Origin of the sequence: Agrobacterium salinitolerans (assembly GCF_027498475.1) — a bacterium.
Taxonomy (GTDB): Bacteria; Pseudomonadota; Alphaproteobacteria; order Rhizobiales; family Rhizobiaceae; genus Agrobacterium; species Agrobacterium salinitolerans.
Genome location: NZ_JAPZLN010000003.1, coordinates 279,269 through 298,024, shown reverse-complemented (window position 1 = coordinate 298,024; position 18,756 = coordinate 279,269). Strand labels below are relative to the sequence as shown.

The following is an 18,756-nucleotide window of genomic DNA, read 5'->3' as shown; positions in this document are numbered from 1 at the left end:
CGGAGGAACTGCTGTCTGAAGTGGGCAATTGAAGGCAGCTCTGTGTTTCAGGCATCCGGTACGACGATCCGTCCGTCTAAGACGGCAAATCGCTCATATCCGTTACGAGGATTTTCTTAGAGGGCGTGTTCGCCCGGTCCGAGATAGCTCGCCATCAGTGCCGGATCGACGGCGAGTTCGGCGGCCGGGCCTGAGCGGCGGACCTCGCCGAGTTCGACGAGGTAGGCCTCGTCGGCGATTTCAAGCGCGGCGCGGGCGTTCTGTTCGACGAGCAGGATGGAGACACCGGTACGACGCAGTTCGGCAACGATGCGCAGGATTTCGGCGACGATCAACGGCGCAAGCCCGAGACTAGGCTCATCCAGCAGCAAAAGCCTCGGCCGGCTCATTAGTGCCCGGGCGAGCGCCAGCATCTGCCTTTCGCCGCCGGAAAGCGTTCCGGCAAGCTGCTTGCTGCGCTCGCGAAGGCGTGGAAAGAGTGCGTGTATTTCCTCACGGGTTTCGTTGCGCTCCTGGCGTGAGCGCAGGAATCCGCCGAGCTCGATATTATCCTCGACGGTCATCGACCCGAACAATTCGCGCCTTTCCGGCACAAGGCAAAGGCCAGCGGCAACCCGGGCCTCGATGGTATCGGGCACTGGCGCGCCGTCGTAAAGAATGGTCCCGCGCGAAGGCACGACGCCCATGATGGCGTTGAGCAGCGTGGTCTTGCCCGCCCCGTTTGCGCCGATGACCGTGACGATGCTGCCGGACGTCATGGAAAGCGAGATGCCATGCACCACCTCCGCCCGGCCATAGGCAACGTGGATGTCTTTGATGTCGAGTAGATGTCCGCTCACGCTGCACCCCCAAGATAAGCCGCGATCACGGCTGGATGTTGCCTGATTTCAGCCGGCTTGCCTTCGGCGATCAGGGTGCCAAAATCGAGGACGACGATGTGATCGACCAGCCCCATGACGAAACCCATGTCATGCTCGACGAGCAGCACGCTCACGCCCTCGGCCCGCAGTTTTTTCAGCAGTGTGGCGAGCTCCTGCTTTTCGCCGTGGCGCAGACCGGCCGCCGGTTCGTCGAGCAGCAGAAGCGTCGGGTTGAGGCAGAGCGCGCGGGCAATTTCCAGAATTCGGATCTGCCCGAGAGCGAGGTCGCCGGCGGGACGGTCGCGATGAGCACCGAGACCGACGCGATCGAGCTGATGGGCGGCTTCGGCAAGCAGCGCCCGCTCCTGTTTTCGCTCCAGCCGTAAGAAGCTCCGGAAAACGCCGGCATTGCCACGCAGATGCGCGCCGAGAGCGACATTTTCGAGCACCGACATGGTTGGAAGGACCTTGGCATGCTGAAAGGTTCTGGCGATGCCGCGTTTGGCGATCAGCCGGGGATTGAGGCCTGAGAGCTTCTGTCCCTGATAGGTGACGTTGCCGCCGGAAAGGCCGAGGATGCCGGTGATGAGATTGAAAGTCGTGCTCTTGCCGGCGCCGTTCGGGCCGATCAGGCCGACGATCTGCCCGGCCTTGATATCGAAGCTGACATCGTTGACCGCCGTCAGTCCGCCAAATGTCTTCCGCACCCGATCGACCCCGACCAGCGGACTGCCGGGCGCAGGCATGTCCCGCGTTTCAAGACTGGCGCCGTCGCGGCGGATGGCGCGCGGCGGCCGGGCAGGCAGGTATTTTTCCAGAAGTGGCCAAAGACCGTCTCGGGAGAGCTGCAGGATCAGGACGAGCAGCACGCCGAACACGATCATTTCTACATTCACCGAGGTGCCGACAAGGCCGGGCAGGACCCGTTGCAGCACCTCTTTCAACACCAGCACCACGGCTGCGCCGAAGATGGCGCCCACAACCCGGCCCGAACCACCGACGACGGCCATCAGCATATAGGTGATGCCCATGTCGAGCCCGAAAGGCGTCGGGTTTATCGACCGCTGCATATGGGCGTAAAGCCAGCCGGACAGCGCTGCTACAACGGCTGCGAAGACGAAGACGGTCAGTTTGGCCCGCTCGATATTCACGCCGAACGCCTCCGCTGCCTGCGAGCCGCCACGCAGGGCGCGAATGCCGCGCCCGACACGGCTGTCGAGCAGGTTCTGCGCGCCGATCGCCACGGCAACGACGAATATCCAGATCACGTAATAGATCGAGCTGCTGCTCATCAGCGGTTCGTTGCCGACCGAGAGTGGTGGAATGCCGGAGATCCCGTCATACCGGCCGAGGAGCTCGATGCGACCGAAAAGGTAATAGATCGCAAGCCCCCAGGCGATGGTGCCGAGCGGCAGGTAGTGTCCGGAAAGCCTGACTGTCATCAGCCCTAGCGGCAGGGCCACGATGACGCCGACAACGAGAGACAGCGGTAGCGTGAGCCAGGGTGAAAAGCCGTAGGCCGTGGTCAGAACCGCCGTCGTATAGGCGCCGAAACCGCAAAAGGCCGCCTGGCCGAAGGAGGTCATGCCACCAACGCCGGTCAACAGCACGAGCCCGATGGCGACCAGAGATGCAAGCCCAATATTGTTGGCGAGCGTCACCCAGAATGGTGGAACCGGCAGCAGCGGGAAGGCGGCGACGAGAAGAAGCGCGGCAATGGCGGGATAAAGGTGTCTGCCGAGGGTCATATCACTCTTCCTCATGATGGCTGGCGCCGAAGGAAAGCCAGATCAGCACCGGCACGATGAGACCGAACACGATGATTTCCTTGAAATCGCTGGCGAAGAAGGACGCGAAGGCCTCAATCAGCCCGACGCCGATCGCGGCAATGGCAGTAACGGGAAAGCTCGCCATGCCACCGAGAATGGCAGCAACGAAGCCCTTGAGGCCGATCAGGAAGCCCGTGTCGTAGAAGATGGTGGTGATTGGACCGATCAGCACGCCTGATATGGCCGCGATTGCGGCGGCAAGCACAAAGGCGGTGACACCGGTCAGTTCCGTTCGAACACCGACAAGTCGCGCGCCGAGCCGGTTAATGGCCGTCGCTTTCAGGGCCTTGCCAAGCAACGTCTTTTCGAAGAAGAAGTAGAGGCCGACCATCACGAGGATCGTCGCGAGATAGATGAAGATGCTTTGCGCGCTGACGAGCATCGGTCCAAGCGTGAAACCGGCATCGCTCAATGGCGCTGCACGCAGCCCCTCCGGACCAAAAAAAGCAAGCCCGAGGCCCATCAGCGCCAGATGCACGCCAACGGAAGCGATGAGAAGCACAAGCACGGAGGCGTCGGCAAGCGGTCGGTAGGCGATACGATAGACGTAATATCCCATCGGGGCGATGATGGCGATGGTGATGAGAGCGCGCAGGAACGATGGCAGCTGCATGGGTGCCAGAATGGCGACCAGCCCATAGATCAGACCCGGGAGCGCAAGGTTGATGGCCATCGCGCGCAGCAGCGGCGAAAGGCGCATGCCCCGCCGCATTCCCCAAAGGTCGAGAACGAGGGCCACAGCGCCCATGCACAACAGCAGCTTCAGCGTGCCAGGCACGCGCCCGGCATCGAGCAGCGCCAGCGTCAGCGCGCCATGGGCGACAAACTCACCTTGCGGAATGAAGATCACCCGGGTGACGGCGAAGACCAGAACGATAGCGAGCCCCAGCAGCGCGTAGATCGCGCCATTGGTGACGCCGTCCTGGATCAGGAATGTGGCAATAGTCGCGTCCAAAATGCACCCTTTGGTTTGGCTCTCGGTAAGGCGTGACGAATAGTTCAAGTGCAGGCGATCCGGGGCCGGTTTCGCCACGGCACGCGGCGTTTTCCCTCGTGGGGTAGGCCGGGGAGACAGGCTCCCCGACGGTGTTTCCAGTCCCGCGGATTATTTATCGTCGGGCAGCAGTACGAACTTTCCGTCTTTCGCCGTCAGCAGCACGACGCCCCGCTGGTCGAGGCCATAATGATCGTCGGCCGTGAATTCGTAGACACCGTGCGTGGCGTTATACGGCCCGTTTGTTTCGATGGCATCGCGCAGTGCCATGCGGAATTCGGGCGTGCCGGGCTTTGCCTTCTTGAGCGCAACCGGAACGGCCTTCTTGAGAATCACCATCACATCCCAGACATGCGAGCCGAACTGGGTTCGGGCGTTTGCGCCGAACTTGGCCTCGAGAGCCTTGAGATAGGCAAGGCCCTGTTCCTTGGTGGGCGAGCTATCCGGTTGATCTTCCGCGACCATGACCGGGCCAGAGGAAAACACGGTGTTCTCAACAGCCTTGCCGGCGATCCGCAGGAAATCGAAGGTGACTGCACCCGAAACGACATAAATCTTGCCCTTGAAGCCGCGTTCGCGCACGCCGATCTGGGGCAGGGCAGCACCCGTGCCCGATGCGCCGATGAAGACGGCATCCGGACGTGCGGCAAGCGACTTCAGTACCTGGCCGGAAACAGAGGTGTCGGCGCGGGCATAACGCTCCTCCGCAACCAGTTCGAGACCATAGTCCTTACCCGTGGTCTTCAGCGCATCGACCCACTGCTGGCCGTAGGAATCGGCAAAACCGATAAAGGCGACACGTTTGATACCGTCCTTCTGCATGCGGGCGAACATGCTCTTCACCAGGACGGTTGAGAACTGCGGCATGACGAAGTTCCATTTCTTCGCGGCCGTTGGCGGAATTGGCGAGAGCGCGAAATGCGGCACTTCCGTCTCATTCGCCACGCCTGCGACAGCAATCGCGGCCGGCGTGAGGGCAGAACCGACGATGACATCCACCTTGTCGTCACTGGCAAAGCGACGCGCATTGGTGGTTGCAACCGAGGGATCACCGGCATCGTCGAGCAGGATGACCTTCAGCTTTTCACCGTCGATTTCGGACGGCCACAATTCGATCGACTGTTTGAGCGGTATACCCAGCGCAGCGCCCGGTCCGGTCGTGGGTATGGTCACACCAACGGTGATATCGGCGAAAGCCGAGCCTGCCGTCATCGTCAGGGCAACAGCCGTTGCCACCCATGTCATTATACGCTTTTTCATTGTCTCTCCTCCCAATGAGCGGACGTTCACGAACGCCCGGAAAATGCATTTCAATATATCGTCGAGATCAGGCCGCTTCTCCCGCCGTCGATTGCTGCAGCGCTGAAACGGCCTCCACCCGAACAGCCAGCCAGGCGGCGAAAGCGTCCCATGCGGCGTTCAGATAGGCGTTGGCCTGCCAGAGGCCCGCCTCAGGCTGATCCACGAGTGCGGCCGTGCGCTGGCTCTCGGCCTCGAACGCGTTAAGCGTTGCCTCCGCGGCTCTTGCTGTTGCAGCCGGACAATTGGCGAGATCCTCGCGGGCGCGTTTCAGAAAAACGTCGAGGCCTTTTCCGCCTTCTCGCCACAGCCGGCGGGTCAGAAGGTCGATGGCCTGCATGCCGGTGGTGCCTTCGTAAATGGTCATCACGCGCGCATCGCGCAGATATTGCTCCAGTGGCCATTCCCGCGTGTAACCCGCCCCGCCCAAGATCTGTATGGCCTGATTGGAGACTGTGAAGCCGGCATCCGCGCCGAAATTCTTGACGAGCGGCAAGAGCCAGCGCGACAGCGCCTGCAAATCGTCGCGCAAATTCTCGTCCGGCTCAAGGCGCGCGAGGTCCATGACGGTGGCAAGTTCGAGCGTTGCAGCACGCAGGGTTTCCGTGCGCAGCCGTGCCTCTTCGAGCTGGCGGCGGACATCGGGATGGTGTGCGATCGGGATGGCCGGTTTTGCCGGATCGCCACCCTGGTGACGCTCCTGCGCGTAGGTCTCCGCAATGTCGATGGCGGCGGAGGCGAGTCCCAGCCCCTGACATCCCGTTTGCAGGCGCATCAACTCGATCATTGCAAACAGCTGGGCAAGACCGCGTCCCTCCTCGCCGAGTAAAATGCCGCGCGCAGCTTCAAAGCGCAGGGCGCAGGTGGGCGAGCCGTGCAGGCCCATCTTTTCCTCGATGCGGTCAACGCTGATGCCGTTACGTTGCCCGTCGATTTCATCGGGCACAAGAAACAGGCTGAGGCCGCGTGTCCCGGTTTCCTCACCTGTACGGGCAAGCAGACAGTGGCAGATACGGGTCGCCATGTCGTGATCGCCGAAAGATATCCAGATTTTCGAACCGGTGATGCGCCACGCACCGTCTCTCAAGGCAGCGCGGCTGCGCAGCCGCGCGAGATCAGAACCGGCATCCGGCTCGGAGATGCAGATGGTCGCCGCCCATTCGCCGCGTGCAAGATACGGAACCCATTCCTTCGCAACGGCATAATCCGCCACCTCGGCGATCAAATGGCAGGCCGCACGGGTAGACCCGGAGGCCATCATCAACGCCACACAGCCGCGTTCGAAAAGCGGTGCACAGGCGGTCTGGATCGAAAGCGGCAGGCCCTGGCCACCGAAGCGTTCCGGCACGTCCATGGCGAGCCAGCCATTGCCTGCATGCTGGCTGAAAGCATCACCGAAACCGTCGGGAACAAGAACGCGGCCATCGACGACAGTACAGCCCTGACGATCAGCCGCTGTGTTCAGCGGCGCAAGAACGGTTTCAGCAAAGCGCGCCGCTTCATCGAGAACGGCCTCTACGAGAGCATCGTCACAATCGCCGCGAATCGACTGGATACGACGCCAGCCCGGCGTTGCTTTCAGAAGCTCTAATGTGCTTGTCGCCTGCGTTGAAAAACTCATCGCATCACCGCGGCTGCATGCGGATCGCGCCATCCAGACGGATGACTTCGCCGTTCATGTAATCGTTTTCGATAAGAAACCGGACCGCGTCGGCGAATTCGGCGGGATCGCCGAGCCGGGACGGATGGGGTATCTGGCTCGCAAGGCTTTCCTGAACTTCCTGTGGCAAACCCTGAAGCAGGGGCGTCATAAAAATGCCCGGCGCGACGGTGTTGACCCGAATGCGGAAGCGGGCAAGTTCACGCGCCGCGGGCAAGGCCAGTGAAACGATGCCGCCTTTCGATGCCGCATAGGCTGCCTGTCCCACCTGACCTTCGAAGGCGGCAACCGAGGCGGTATTGACGATCACGCCGTTGTCTGCGCCGTCCATCGGCTCGGTCTGCGCCATACGGGCGGCAGCAAGCCGCATCATATTGAACGTACCGATCAGGTTGACGCGGATAACCTTTTCGAAATCACCAAGCGTCTGAGGGCCTTCGCGCCCGAGAATGCGGCCGGCCGTGCCCACCCCCGCACAATTGACGAGAATGCGAAGCCCGCCCTTGGCGGAGGCTGCCGCGTCGATCGCGAGCTGCGCATCGGCATCGCTTGCCACATCGCCCTGAACGGCCGTAGCGCCGATTTCCGTCGCCAGTTTCTGGCCGGCTTCGCCGTTACGGTCAAAGATGGTGACCGCAGCCCCGCGCGCCGCGAGCATTCTGGCCACTGCCGCGCCAAGGCCCGATGCCGCGCCTGTCACAAGAGCGCCTGCGCCTTCGATGTTCATGCTGCCACCTCTTTGCTGACCGTGATGACCTGGGGCGTATCGCCGTAGAGTGCGTCGACCAAATCCCTGCGATGCAGAAGCACGGCACGCTGGTTGATCGACCCCTTGTCGGTCACCTCACCCTTTTCGAAGCGAAGCGGGTCTTCGATGACCAGAAGGCGCATGATGCGACTTGCCGAACCGCTTGCCTGTTTCTGGTGAGCGGAAAGCCTTGCGGCAATCTGGATCCTGACATTGGGATGCTGGATGATCTCTGCATCGGACAACTGATGCGAGCCCGGAACAAGCTCGCGCAAGGCCGGCATGAAGGGAACGACGAGCGCCCCCAGTTCAGAGCGGTTTTCGCCGGTTATGACGGCGTCACGGATGAGGCCCGAAAACATGTTGACGAATTGAGCACGCAAAGGCCCGACCGCAACCCAGGTGCCTGTCTGTAGCTTGAAATTCTCGGCCATGCGGCCATCGAAATAAAACCCCCGGCGCGGATCGTCAGGAACTGCGAACTTCACGGTATCGCCGATGCGGTAGAAGCCCTCCTTATCAAAAGCGGCTGCCGTCAGTTCGGCGTTACGCCAGTAACCCGGCGTGATATTGGGGCCTTTCAGCCTCAGCTCATATCGATCATCGACCGGGACGAGCTTCATTGTCACGCCCTGCGCCGGGATGCCGATATTGCCGGGTTCATCCTGCGGTTCGGTGCAGAACAGCGAGAAGGGGGCGGTTTCCGTCGAGCCGAGGCCGGCACCCATCGGAACCGCATGGCCGACCGTCGCAACCGAAAGCTCGATCAGCGCATCCCAGGTGTGCTGGGCCATGCCGGCGCCGGCATACATCAGCAATTTCAGGTCACGAAAGAAGGTGCGGCACAGCGCCTCGTCCTTACGCATCGCCTGAACCAGCATCTCGTGGCCAGCGGGAACGTTGAAATACCAGGTAGGAGAAACGTCGTGCAGATTATCGATGGTCTGGCCGATCAGGGCAGGGCTCGGCTTGCCGCGGTCGATGTAATAGGTGCCGCCATTATAGATGACGAGGTTGAAAACCTTGTTGCCGGCCGCCGTATGGTTCCACGGCGCCCAGTCAACGACCACGGGCGGCTCATCGCGAAAATAGGCATAACAGTCGGCAATCATCTCCTGATTGGAGCACAGCATCCGCTGTGTCTGGATGACGGCTTTGGGCGAACCGGTGGTGCCTGATGTGAAAAGGAATTTGGCGACGGTATCCGGGCCGACCGAATCGAAGGCGTGATCCACCGTCTGCGTGGGTACGGTCTCGAGCAACGCGTCGAACCGAAATGTGTTGGGACGATCTTCCGGCAGATTGCTGAGGCCGACGAGCGGCGTGCCGTCATCGAACACCTCTTGCAGCGCGCGGTGGAACGGTGCCGCATCCTCGGCAAAAAACATTCCGGGTGTGATCTGCCTGCGGATATCGTGAAGCTTGCCGAGATCGGACGAGGTTGCATAGGCCGGGGTGATCGCCGCCGAGGCAATGCCGACATGCTGGGCCGCAAGCACCATCAGCGCATGCTCGATGGAGTTTTCCGAAAGCACCAGAAGCGGCTTTTCGACCGAGAGATCCTTGTCGAGCAGGAACTGGGCGATACGGCGGACCTTGTCGAGGGCCTGCGCATAGCTGACCTCGCGCCACGGCTCACGCCCCTGTCGATCCGCCATCCAGGTGCGATCAGGCGTTGTCACCGCCCAGTGAATGAGGCGCTCATTGAGTTTGCGCGGGTAGGGGCCAAGCGGATCGTTCCGCCAGATCATGATCTCGCCGTTCGGCCGCTTCTCCCATGCGACATCGGGCGACCAAAGCTTCACCTTCATCGTCACGACCTCCTCCCAGACGTCATTCACGCGACCATGCAAATAATCTTTTGTCAAAAAAATGATTACAAGAAAATAATATCCTTGTAAACAAAATGCGGAAAGTTAATTGTACATTTGCCTGGACTATCGGAGACGTCGCCATGAGCGAAAAAACGACAAACGAATTCGTCACCTATGAATTGCGCGGCGACATCGCCATTGTGGGGCTGAACCGGCCGCAAAAACGCAACGCCATCAGCGACCGTTTCGTTGAAGCCATTGCCGGTGCCGCGGCGAGGGCGGAAAATGAAGCGCGCGCTGCCGTTATCTTCGGGCATGGCGATCATTTTTGCGCCGGGCTCGATCTTGGCGAGCATATTTCCAAGACGCCGATTGAAGGTGTGCGCGGCTCGCGCCGCTGGCATGCCGTCTTCTCGCAGATCGAACATGGCACCATTCCCTGGGTGTCGGCGCTGCACGGCGCCGTGGTCGGCGGCGGACTGGAGCTTGCGGCCTCCACCCATCTGCGCGTTGCCGATGAGAGCGCCTTTTTTGCCCTTCCAGAGGGGCAGCGCGGCATTTTCGTCGGAGGCGGCGGGTCGGTGCGCATCGCCCGACTGATGGGCGTTGCCCGCATGAGCGACATAATGCTGACGGGCCGCGTTGCCTCGCCTGTCGAAGCCGAGCGATGGAACCTCGTGCAATATGTGGTGCCGCGCGGTGAGGCATTAGTCAGGGCGCACCAGCTGGCCACCGCGGCCGCGTCCAATGCGCCGCTGTCGAACTATGCGGTAATCAATGCGCTTCCCCGTATCCAGGATATGGCCAAGGAAGACGGATTGTTCGTGGAATCCTTCATTTCCTCTTTCACGGCAGCCAGCCCCGAAGCCGAGGAGCGCCTGCGCGCCTTCCTTGAAAAGCGTGCTACGAGGCTGAAAGCGCCGGATGCGACGGCCTGATCTGTTCGAAAGGGCGATCACGTCGCAACAGGGCAATGTCGCCTGAAGAGATGTTTTCTCAGGCGACATGGGCGAAAGTCCTTGATGATGTATGCTTCTTCATCCACTCAGCGGCAGGTGTAATGCCACCCAGCGGGAAGATATGAACCTGCTCGATCAGGCTGTCCGGATGAGCCGCCTTATGGGCAACGAGCCCCGCGATGACATCGGTCGGCTCATAGGGAACGAAAAGCCTCGAAAGATCGAGCGCTCGCTTCTGCAGCACCTTCAGGGACGGCCCAACACCGCAGGCGACGGCGAATTTGATCAACGTCTGCAGCTTGGTCGGGCCGGCAACGCCGACATGGATCGGGATCGTGACGCCCATCGCGCGGATCCGCGTCGCCCATTCCGTGACGACATCGGCATCGAAGGCGAACTGCGTGGTCAAAGCGAGCCGGGCGTCTGTTCGGTCGGCAAAATTCTGCTTCCACAGCAGGGCTTGATCGACAGCGCGGGATGAGCCGTCGGGATCGATGTCGCGATTGCCCTCGGGATGACCGGCCAGATGAAGGTGCGTGAAGCCCATCTCGTCAAAAAGGCCGGTTTCGATCATGTCGATCGAGCTCGAGAAGCTTCCGATCGCTTCTTTCTGGCCGCCGCCGAGCAGCAGGGCCTGCGTCACGCCGGCCTCGCCCCGATAGCGCTTCAGCCATTCCTCCAGATCGCTTTTCCCCCCGATGCCCCGGGTCGGAATGTGCGGCATGACCGGAAAGCCTTCATGGTGCAGGCGTTTTGCGGTCGATATCATGTCGGCAATCGGCGTGCCCTCTATGTGGGCGATATAAACCAGCGTTCCCTCAGGCAGAATATCTCTGAAGTTGCCGATCTTTGCAGCCGTGCGTGGCATGACCTCGATTGACCAGCCGCTCACTATGTCGCCGGCCGTAACCGTGTGTTCCACCGAAGCCTGATTCTCCCAGAAACTTGACCATCCCATCGCTTTCTCCCTTAGCGAGGTCTGATTATGTATACATGAGGTTTGCTGTTTCAATCGAAAATTTGCCAAATACCCAAAATATTGATCTTCTCCGCTTCGTTGATTATTGTAAATGAATACACTTATCGGGTCTGTAGCGGGATTCCAATCGCTTAATGAAAACCTTGTGCTGTCCTGTTTGATTGAGACCCATGGCGAAGATTGTGTCTCGCAACGATCGGGAGGCGGTGTATACATCGCAGAACAGGTGCTGCGACGCGATGGCGGCAGGTTGGAGGGGTGGCATGAAGCAGGGCGATGCGGCAACACATGGCGGTCGGGCGGTGATCGAACTCAGGGAGAAGATCCTGAGTGGCGAGCTTCCAGGAGGTATGCGGCTCTTTGAGGTGCCGACCGCCGAACTTCTGGATATTTCCCGCACGCCCGTACGCGAAGCGCTTTCACGCCTGACGGAGGAAGGGTTGCTCAACCGTCTGCCGGGCGGCGGGTTTGTCGTGCGTCGGTTCGGTTTTGCGGACGTCGTGGATGCCATTGAAATTCGAGGTGTTATGGAGGGCACGGCGGCCCGGCTGGCTGCGGAACGTGGCGCCTCCAGGGGGGCACTTGAGGAGATTGGCCACACGATACGCGAGCTGGATCTGTGCTTCGGCGACCGTGTCGATGACGTCGATTTCGATCGCTATTCCGCGCTCAATCAGGTGTTTCACCATCAGCTTGCGGCGCTCTGCGGCAGCGAGATGATTCGCCGTGAGGTGGAACGGGCAAGTTCGCTGCCTTTTGCTTCCCCCTCCGCTTTTCTCCCCGACAAGGCGAATATCGGCGCGTTTCGCCGTTCGCTAAGGGGTGCGCAGGAGCAGCACAAGGCAATCGTGGCGGCCATTGCTGCGCGGGAGGGCGCACGTGCGGAGGCGATCGCGCGGGAGCATTCCCGCACAGCGCGCACCAATCTTGAATACATGATCCGCGAAGCGCCTGAATTGATCGCGCAGATGCCGGGTCTGGCGCTGATCAGCGACTAAGCCCCGGAGAGCGCGGGAATTATGAGGGCGGCCCCTTGCGGAGCCGCCTTTATTTTTGCCGATGCGCTCGTAAAGGACGAAATTTTCCGCTTGCAATTTATCAATGCCCGGCGTTTCATGTATACATCGGCGTGATTTCCAGGGAGGAGATTAGAATGGCGAATTCCAGTCTGACCGAGGTTTTGAAGCAATATTCGAACCCGGTTGAAATGCTTCGAAACTCAAAAATTGGCATGTATGTATACCCTGTCGTTGCCGGAGAGTTCAGCAACTGGCGCTCCGAGCAGGCTGCCTGGCGCGATGGCGCGGTCCTGTTTGACCAGTCCCATCATATGGATGAGCTGATCGTCGAAGGCCCCGACGCCGAAAAATTTCTCGCCCATCACGGCATCAACTCTTTCTCGAATTTCGATCTCAATCGCGCCAAGCACTTCGTGCCGGTCACGCCTGATGGCCACGTCATCGGCGACCACATCATTTTCCGTGAGCGCCAGGATAAGTTCATTCTCGTTGGCCGTGCGCCGACCTCCAGCTGGCTGATGTTCTGCGCGGCCTATGGCAAGTGGAACGTTCGCATCAAACACGATCCTAGGTCCCCGTCGCGGCCGGAAGGCGAGCGCGTGCTGCGCACCCATTACCGCTATCAGATACAGGGCCCCGATGCGCCGAAAGTTTTCGAGAAATTGAACCGCGGCCCTATCCCGGACATCAAGTTCTTCCACGTCGACTGGATCAATATCGGCTCCAAGAAGGTGCAGGCGTTGCGCCACGGCATGTCTGGCGCGCCAGGCCTCGAGGTCTGGGGACCCTATGAGGACAAGAGCTACATCCTCTCCTGCATTCTGGCCGCGGCCAACGAAGCCGGCGTCAATCTCGTGCGTTGCGGCAGCCGCGCCTATTCCACCAACACGCTTGAATCGGGCTGGATCCCGTCGCCACTGCCGGGCATCTACACCGGCGACGGCATGTTGAAGGACTATCGCGACTGGCTGGGCGCCGACAGCTATGAGGCGACGGGTGCGATCGGCGGCAGCTTCGTTTCCGATAATATCGAGGATTATTACGTTAACCCGTTCGAGCTGGGTTACGACTTCTATATTGGTTGGAAAAAAGACGACTTCATCGGCAAGTCGGCGCTGGAGGTCATGAAAGGTAAGACGCAGCGAAAGAAGGTCACCTTCGAGTGGAACGCCGAAGATGTGGTGGATGTCATCGCATCCGCGTTCCGTCCGGGCGAAGACCATTACAAATGGATCGACTTCCCGCAGGCCAATTACGCTTCGACCGGAGCAGATATCATCTTGAAGGGGGGCAAGCAGGTCGGCATGTCGATGTTCACCGGCTACTCGTATAATGAGCGCTGCATGCTCTCGCTTGGTATCGTCGATAACGATATTCAGGTCGGCGACGTTCTCACCCTTGTATGGGGAGAGCCGAACGGCGGTTCTGGCAAGACCTCGACGGAGCGCCACAAGCAGAAAGAAATCCGTGTCCGCGTCTCGCCGACGCCTTATGCGGCCGAAGCACGTGACAATTACGCGGACAGCTGGCGTACCAAAAAAGCGTCCTGACAGGTTCGGGTTGCGCCGTGCAGATGACGCGGCGGGACCCGGCGAAGGGCCGGTAAACGCGCGTCAGTGGCTTTTGCAGCCCGAGGACGCGGACAAAGAGATGGAGCCGTGAGGCTTCCAGTTTTTTCGTTGGAAACGCTTGAGCTCATGAAGAAGGCCTGCCGGAAACGGTGGGCCTTTGTCTTTTGGCGATGATTGCCGACGCCTTCCGAGCGCTTATTCGTGCAAACGATAGCCCCGGTTCAAAACCGAGGCCCATAAAATGACAGTAGTCCTTAAGGTCTAGAGCTTCAGCAGCCTTTTTGCGTTTTCCTTGAGGATCAGCGGACGAACCTCGTCTTTTATCGGAATATTGGCGAAATCGTTGAGCCAGCGCTCCGGCGTCATCGCCGGCCAGTCCGATCCGAACAGCATCTTATGTTTCAGCAGCGAATTGGCATATTGCACCAGGATCGGCGGGAAATACTTTGGCGACCAGCCCGACATGTCGATGTAGACATTCGGCTTATGGGTGGCGACGGAGAGCGCTTCTTCCTGCCAGGGGAAGGAGGGGTGTGCGAGAATGATCGGCATGTCGGGGAAATCGACCGCGACGTCATCGAGATGGATGGGATTTGAAAACTTCAGCCGCATTGCCATGCCGCCGCGTAAGCCCGCGCCGACTCCCGTCTGCCCGGTATGGAAAAGCGTGATTGCGCCTTCCTCGGCGATGGCTTCATAAAGCGGGTAGGCCATGCGGTCGTTGGGGTAAAAGCCCTGCATCGTCGGGTGAAACTTGAAGCCTTTCACCCCGAAGTCACGCACCAGACGCCTCGCTTCGCGCGCTCCGGCCTTTCCCTTGGCGGGGTCGATCGACGCGAAAGGGATCATGATGTCGCTGTTGTCGGCAGCGATCTTCGCCACCTCTTCATTTTCATATCGGCGAAAACCTGTTTCCCGTTCCGCATCGACCGGAAAAATCACGCAGCCGATTTTACGCTCGCGATAATAGGCGGCTGTTTCCTGCACGGTCGGCAACATGCCCTTGTGGCCGGCGGGGTTCTTGAAATATTTCGCCATACCCGCCTGAAATTCATCATAACCGTCGTCGCGGGGGCCGCAGCACGGCTCCTCGGCATGAGTATGCACATCTATGGCGACGAGTTCATCAATATTCACGGCCTGTTTCTCCCAAGTTCATGCCCAGAAATTTATGTAGCAGGGCGATGAACTGATCGCGCTCGGCCGTGGTCAGGCCCGCGCCGAGCGTCGCCTCGTGCGAAAAGAACCACTCGCTCTCCTTGCGCACATGCGCCACGCCTTCCGCCGAAAGCGTCAGTTCGATGGCCCGGCGATCGTCATCGGGAACACGGCGGGTTACCAGGCCCCTGTCTTCGAAAGCACGGATCAGTTTGGTCATGTGCGCGCGCTTGATCATCAGTCGCTGGCCGAGCGCCGTCTGACGAATGCCGGGGTTATGCATGATGACGAAAAGCACGGAGAATTCCCCCGGCCGCATGCCCGAATCCCCGAGCGCCGTGAAGAAATCGTCATAGGTCTTGAGCTGGGCGAGGCGGATGAGGAAACCAAGCGCCGTCTCCAGCCGGTCGATATTGACGTCAGTCGCCCTGCGGGGGAGTTGATCCATGTTATTCCCGTTTCATGCTTTGCCAGAGGTAAACCGTTTCTCTCAAGTGGAGCACGGCCGCCCGCATCATATCCCCCACATAAAGCCTCTTCAAACCCAGTAAGTCGACGATAAAATCTATATATAGATTGTTTACAAGTCAACAATTATGCCTGATGCACACATGGAAGGAGTTCGAGATAACGTCTATTGTTCCGAGCCGACCATTTGCCTCTTCATCCTCGCCGTGCTTTTCTGGCCCGATGGATTTCCCACCTGCGGAGGCCGTTCAGTTGAACCCTTATCCCGTCGATCATCTTGTCCTGCCCGTTGCCCACATTGATGTCGCCACGGCGCGCCTGGCAAACCTCGGTTTCACAGTTGCGCCTCAGGCGATCCATCCGTTCGGCACGATGAATGCGTGCGTCTTCTTCGCGGACGGTACCTATCTTGAACCGCTTGCTGTTCATGATCCGGCTAAGTATCGTGATTCCGTGAGGAATGGCGATGTATTCACCCGCCGGGATCGCGACTTCAGGGCAAGCCACGGAGAAGGTTTCTCCGCCCTTGTCGCTGGAACGAAAGACGCCTTTGCCGATCATCAGCGGTTTATCTCCGCAAACTTATCCGCCGGCGATATTTTCGAATTTTCGCGACCCGTGCAGATGCCCGACGGATCGAAAAGCGAAGCCTCGTTTCGATTGGCGTTTGCGGCAAGCGGATCTGCTGCGGATTTTTTTATGTTCAGTTGCCAGCGGATCAAGGCCCTGCCGGGTGACCGGTCAGCGTTGGAGCGCCATGCCAACGGCGTCACAGGGCTTTCAGAAATCACCCTGATCCCAGGCGCGGATGCGAGGGCAGGGGCGCTGGCCGAGGCGGTGTTTGGTTTTTCATCCACCTTGTCCTCCAGCGGCGACAGAACGTTTGCGACGGCAAATGCCGCAATAAGATTGACGGAAAAACCTGCCTTCGGCGACGCATCCATAGATGCGTCCAGCCAAAGCGCAGGCGGATTGCGCGCCGCGGGCATCGTCTTTTCCGTTCGCGATCTTGCCGTGACAGCGGCGGTGCTTGCTGCTAATGGCGTTTCCAGCATGGAAGCGGGCGGTCGTCTGGTGGCGCCCGTAGCACCGGGTCAGGGCGTTGCCTTCGCCTTCGAGGAAAAATGATGAGCGTTACGAACAATCTCAAAGTCACCGCCGGCGACGGCGACAGCAAGGTCTCCTTCTGCAACAGCGAGCGTTTTTCGCTGATTGCCGGCCCCTGCCAGATGGAAAGCCGCGACCATGCCTTCATGATCGCCGGTGTACTCAAGGAACTCTGCGATAAGCTGGGTATAGGCCTTGTCTACAAGTCCTCCTTCGACAAGGCGAACCGCACCTCGCTCTCCGGCAAACGCGGCATCGGCCTCGATAGCGCGATGCAGGTTTTCGCCGATCTTAAGCAGGAGTTCGGTTTTCCCGTTCTGACCGATATCCACACGGAAGAGCAATGCGCCATCGTTTCCGAAGTGGTGGATGTGCTGCAGATCCCGGCCTTCCTCAGCCGCCAGACCGATCTTCTCGTCGCTGCCGCCAAGACCGGCCGCGTCATCAATGTCAAGAAAGGTCAGTTCCTTGCCCCTTGGGACATGAAGAACGTGCTGGCCAAGCTGAATGAAAGCGGCAACCCGAATGTGATGTTGTGCGAGCGCGGCGCGTCCTTCGGTTACAACACGCTGGTTTCCGACATGCGCTCGCTGCCGATCATGGCTTCGCTCGGTGCACCTGTCATCTTTGATGCAACCCATTCGGTGCAGCAGCCGGGCGGGCAGGGCGGCTCCACGGGCGGCCAACGCGAATTCGTCGAGACTTTGGCGCGGGCGGCGGTTGCTGTCGGCGTAGCAGGCCTCTTCATCGAAACCCATGAGGACCCGGACAACGCGCCGTCCGACGGCCCCAACATGGTGCATCTGAAGGACATGCCGAAACTGCTTGAAAAGCTCCTCGCCTTCGACGCCATCACCAAAGCCTGAGATTGTGCGTTTGGTTTGTGCCAATCGATTTTAATGGCGGGCGCTCCGTTTCTGCCGCCCGCCGTCATTGTAATTTCTTCGTCATCGTCTAAGACAGGCGACGGAAAATATCTGTTCCATTCCCAAGGGAGAGACCATGACTGCCATTACCGATATCATCGCGCGCGAAATTCTCGACAGCCGCGGCAACCCGACCGTCGAAGTCGATGTTTACCTCGAAGACGGCTCCATGGGCCGTGCGGCCGTTCCTTCCGGCGCCTCCACCGGCGCGCATGAGGCGGTTGAGCTGCGCGATGGCGGCAAGCGTTATCTCGGCAAGGGCGTGGAAAAGGCTGTTGAAGCCGTCAACACGGAAATCTTCGACGCCATCGGCGGCTTCGATGCTGAGAACCAGATCCAGATCGATCAGATGATGATCGCGCTTGACGGCACGCCGAACAAGTCGCGCATCGGCGCCAACGCCATCCTCGGCGTGTCGCTCGCCGTCGCCAAGGCTGCCGCTGAAGCTTCCGGCCTGCCGCTCTACCGTTATGTCGGCGGCCCGAACGCGCATCTGCTGCCGGTTCCGATGATGAACATCATCAACGGCGGCGCGCATGCCGATAACCCCATCGACTTCCAGGAATTCATGATCCTGCCGGTCGGCGCAGAAAACATTCGCGAAGCCGTGCGCATGGGCTCCGAAGTCTTCCATACGCTGAAAAAAGAATTGTCCGCACAGGGCCACAACACCAATGTCGGCGACGAAGGCGGTTTTGCACCGGGTCTCGAAAGCGCGCCGGCAGCACTCGATTTCATCATGAAGTCGATCGAAAAGGCCGGTTACCGTCCGGGCGACGACATGTTCGTCGGTCTTGACTGTGCCTCGACCGAATTCTTCAAGGACGGAAAATACGTTCTCGAAGGTGAGGGCCGCACTCTGGAGCCGGGCGCTATGGCGGAATATCTGGCGGAACTCGTCGCCAAATATCCGATCATTTCCATTGAAGACGGCATGGCCGAAGACGATTGGGAAGGCTGGAAGACGCTGACCGATCTCATCGGCAACAAGTGCCAGCTCGTCGGCGACGATCTCTTCGTCACCAACTCTGCGCGTCTTCGTGACGGTATCAAGATGGGCGTTGCAAACTCCATCCTCGTCAAGGTCAACCAGATCGGTTCGCTCTCCGAGACGCTGGATGCGGTCGAAACCGCACACAAAGCCGGTTACACCGCCGTCATGTCGCACCGTTCGGGCGAAACCGAAGATTCCACCATCGCCGATCTCGCGGTCGCCACCAATTGCGGTCAGATCAAGACCGGCTCGCTTGCCCGTTCCGACCGGCTCGCAAAGTACAACCAGCTGATCCGCATCGAGGAAATGCTGGGCCCGCAGGCTGCTTACGCCGGTCGTTCGATCCTGCGCGGATAATTCGCCCTCATTTT

Annotated in this window: 16 protein-coding genes; 6 read left to right on the top strand and 10 right to left on the bottom strand. The window is 59.9% G+C overall.

The annotated features are described in order from the left end of the window. Positions 1 to 116 precede the first annotated feature (116 nt). The 7 genes from O9X91_RS13435 to O9X91_RS13405 form a co-directional block, all read right to left on the bottom strand. Positions 117 to 839: an ABC transporter ATP-binding protein gene (locus O9X91_RS13435; protein ID WP_077982363.1), complete on the bottom strand. Its 723-nt coding sequence runs from the start codon at positions 837 to 839 to the stop codon at positions 117 to 119. Then, the gene (locus tag O9X91_RS13430) at positions 836 to 2,608 is read right to left on the bottom strand and encodes a branched-chain amino acid ABC transporter ATP-binding protein/permease (RefSeq protein ID WP_269833241.1); all 1,773 of its coding nucleotides are present in this window, start codon (positions 2,606 to 2,608) and stop codon (positions 836 to 838) included. The genes O9X91_RS13435 and O9X91_RS13430 overlap by 4 nt, the downstream gene beginning before the upstream one ends. A 1-nt stretch (position 2,609) precedes the next feature. Next, positions 2,610 to 3,644: a branched-chain amino acid ABC transporter permease gene (locus O9X91_RS13425; RefSeq protein WP_269833242.1), complete on the bottom strand. Its 1,035-nt coding sequence runs from the start codon at positions 3,642 to 3,644 to the stop codon at positions 2,610 to 2,612. Between the two features lie 150 nt (positions 3,645 to 3,794). After that, positions 3,795 to 4,943, bottom strand: a complete 1,149-nt coding sequence (locus O9X91_RS13420) for an ABC transporter substrate-binding protein (RefSeq protein WP_269833243.1) — start codon at positions 4,941 to 4,943, stop codon at positions 3,795 to 3,797. A 67-nt stretch (positions 4,944 to 5,010) separates the two neighbouring features. Next, a complete protein-coding gene (locus tag O9X91_RS13415; protein WP_269834314.1) occupies positions 5,011 to 6,603 on the bottom strand; it encodes an acyl-CoA dehydrogenase family protein in 1,593 nt (530 codons plus the stop codon). Positions 6,604 to 6,607: 4 nt separating this feature from the next. After that, positions 6,608 to 7,369: an SDR family oxidoreductase gene (locus tag O9X91_RS13410; RefSeq protein WP_077982359.1), complete on the bottom strand. Its 762-nt coding sequence runs from the start codon at positions 7,367 to 7,369 to the stop codon at positions 6,608 to 6,610. Then, complete coding sequence (locus O9X91_RS13405; protein ID WP_269833244.1) at positions 7,366 to 9,201, bottom strand: feruloyl-CoA synthase; 1,836 nt, start codon at positions 9,199 to 9,201, stop codon at positions 7,366 to 7,368. The genes O9X91_RS13410 and O9X91_RS13405 overlap by 4 nt, the downstream gene beginning before the upstream one ends. A gap of 143 nt (positions 9,202 to 9,344) precedes the next feature. On the opposite strand from O9X91_RS13405, the gene O9X91_RS13400 reads away from it, so the two are divergent. Beyond that, positions 9,345 to 10,142, top strand: a complete 798-nt coding sequence (locus tag O9X91_RS13400; RefSeq protein ID WP_269833245.1) for a crotonase/enoyl-CoA hydratase family protein — start codon at positions 9,345 to 9,347, stop codon at positions 10,140 to 10,142. Positions 10,143 to 10,200: 58 nt separating this feature from the next. Here O9X91_RS13400 and O9X91_RS13395 read toward each other — a convergent pair whose 3' ends face one another. Continuing rightward, positions 10,201 to 11,121 (bottom strand): methylenetetrahydrofolate reductase, encoded by a 921-nt coding sequence (locus O9X91_RS13395; RefSeq protein ID WP_269833246.1) that lies wholly within the window; start codon positions 11,119 to 11,121, stop codon positions 10,201 to 10,203. Between the two features lie 284 nt (positions 11,122 to 11,405). Between O9X91_RS13395 and O9X91_RS13390 the strand changes: the two genes are divergently transcribed. Together O9X91_RS13390 and ligM are read left to right on the top strand one after the other, a co-directional pair. Next, positions 11,406 to 12,140: a GntR family transcriptional regulator gene (locus tag O9X91_RS13390; RefSeq protein ID WP_077982356.1), complete on the top strand. Its 735-nt coding sequence runs from the start codon at positions 11,406 to 11,408 to the stop codon at positions 12,138 to 12,140. Positions 12,141 to 12,295: 155 nt separating this feature from the next. Beyond that, on the top strand, positions 12,296 to 13,711 hold the full coding sequence (gene ligM, locus O9X91_RS13385; protein ID WP_269833247.1) for a vanillate/3-O-methylgallate O-demethylase: 1,416 nt from the start codon (positions 12,296 to 12,298) through the stop codon (positions 13,709 to 13,711). Positions 13,712 to 13,993: 282 nt separating this feature from the next. Here ligM and O9X91_RS13380 read toward each other — a convergent pair whose 3' ends face one another. Then, the gene (locus O9X91_RS13380; RefSeq protein ID WP_077982354.1) at positions 13,994 to 14,869 is read right to left on the bottom strand and encodes an amidohydrolase family protein; all 876 of its coding nucleotides are present in this window, start codon (positions 14,867 to 14,869) and stop codon (positions 13,994 to 13,996) included. Continuing rightward, positions 14,859 to 15,338 (bottom strand): MarR family winged helix-turn-helix transcriptional regulator, encoded by a 480-nt coding sequence (locus O9X91_RS13375; RefSeq protein ID WP_137410256.1) that lies wholly within the window; start codon positions 15,336 to 15,338, stop codon positions 14,859 to 14,861. The genes O9X91_RS13380 and O9X91_RS13375 overlap by 11 nt, the downstream gene beginning before the upstream one ends. 242 nt (positions 15,339 to 15,580) lie before the next feature. Between O9X91_RS13375 and O9X91_RS13370 the strand changes: the two genes are divergently transcribed. The 3 genes from O9X91_RS13370 (at position 15,581) to eno (ending at position 18,742) form a co-directional block, all read left to right on the top strand. Beyond that, positions 15,581 to 16,486, top strand: coding sequence for a VOC family protein (locus O9X91_RS13370; protein WP_269833248.1), 906 nt, complete (start codon positions 15,581 to 15,583; stop codon positions 16,484 to 16,486). Further along, positions 16,486 to 17,331 carry a 3-deoxy-8-phosphooctulonate synthase gene (gene kdsA / locus O9X91_RS13365; RefSeq protein WP_142912183.1) on the top strand — a complete coding sequence of 282 codons (846 nt, stop codon included), beginning with the start codon at positions 16,486 to 16,488 and terminating at the stop codon, positions 17,329 to 17,331. Before O9X91_RS13370 ends, kdsA begins: the two co-directional genes overlap by 1 nt. A gap of 136 nt (positions 17,332 to 17,467) precedes the next feature. Further along, complete coding sequence (gene eno / locus O9X91_RS13360; RefSeq protein ID WP_142912184.1) at positions 17,468 to 18,742, top strand: phosphopyruvate hydratase; 1,275 nt, start codon at positions 17,468 to 17,470, stop codon at positions 18,740 to 18,742. Positions 18,743 to 18,756: the final 14 nt, after the last annotated feature.

Bases quoted from the DNA above. Each gene is read 5' to 3' on its own strand.
- O9X91_RS13430 (WP_269833241.1), bottom strand. From the start codon at position 2,608: ATGACCCTCGGCAGACACCTTTATCCCGCCATTGCCGCGCTTCTTCTC.
- O9X91_RS13420 (WP_269833243.1), bottom strand. From the start codon at position 4,943: ATGAAAAAGCGTATAATGACATGGGTGGCAACGGCTGTTGCCCTGACG.
- O9X91_RS13415 (WP_269834314.1), bottom strand. From the start codon at position 6,603: ATGAGTTTTTCAACGCAGGCGACAAGCACATTAGAGCTTCTGAAAGCA.
- O9X91_RS13410 (WP_077982359.1), bottom strand. From the start codon at position 7,369: ATGAACATCGAAGGCGCAGGCGCTCTTGTGACAGGCGCGGCATCGGGC.
- O9X91_RS13405 (WP_269833244.1), bottom strand. From the start codon at position 9,201: ATGAAGGTGAAGCTTTGGTCGCCCGATGTCGCATGGGAGAAGCGGCCG.
- O9X91_RS13400 (WP_269833245.1), top strand. From the start codon at position 9,345: ATGAGCGAAAAAACGACAAACGAATTCGTCACCTATGAATTGCGCGGC.
- O9X91_RS13395 (WP_269833246.1), bottom strand. From the start codon at position 11,121: ATGGGATGGTCAAGTTTCTGGGAGAATCAGGCTTCGGTGGAACACACG.
- O9X91_RS13390 (WP_077982356.1), top strand. From the start codon at position 11,406: ATGAAGCAGGGCGATGCGGCAACACATGGCGGTCGGGCGGTGATCGAA.
- ligM (WP_269833247.1), top strand. From the start codon at position 12,296: ATGGCGAATTCCAGTCTGACCGAGGTTTTGAAGCAATATTCGAACCCG.
- O9X91_RS13375 (WP_137410256.1), bottom strand. From the start codon at position 15,338: ATGGATCAACTCCCCCGCAGGGCGACTGACGTCAATATCGACCGGCTG.
- O9X91_RS13370 (WP_269833248.1), top strand. From the start codon at position 15,581: ATGGATTTCCCACCTGCGGAGGCCGTTCAGTTGAACCCTTATCCCGTC.
- kdsA (WP_142912183.1), top strand. From the start codon at position 16,486: ATGAGCGTTACGAACAATCTCAAAGTCACCGCCGGCGACGGCGACAGC.
- eno (WP_142912184.1), top strand. From the start codon at position 17,468: ATGACTGCCATTACCGATATCATCGCGCGCGAAATTCTCGACAGCCGC.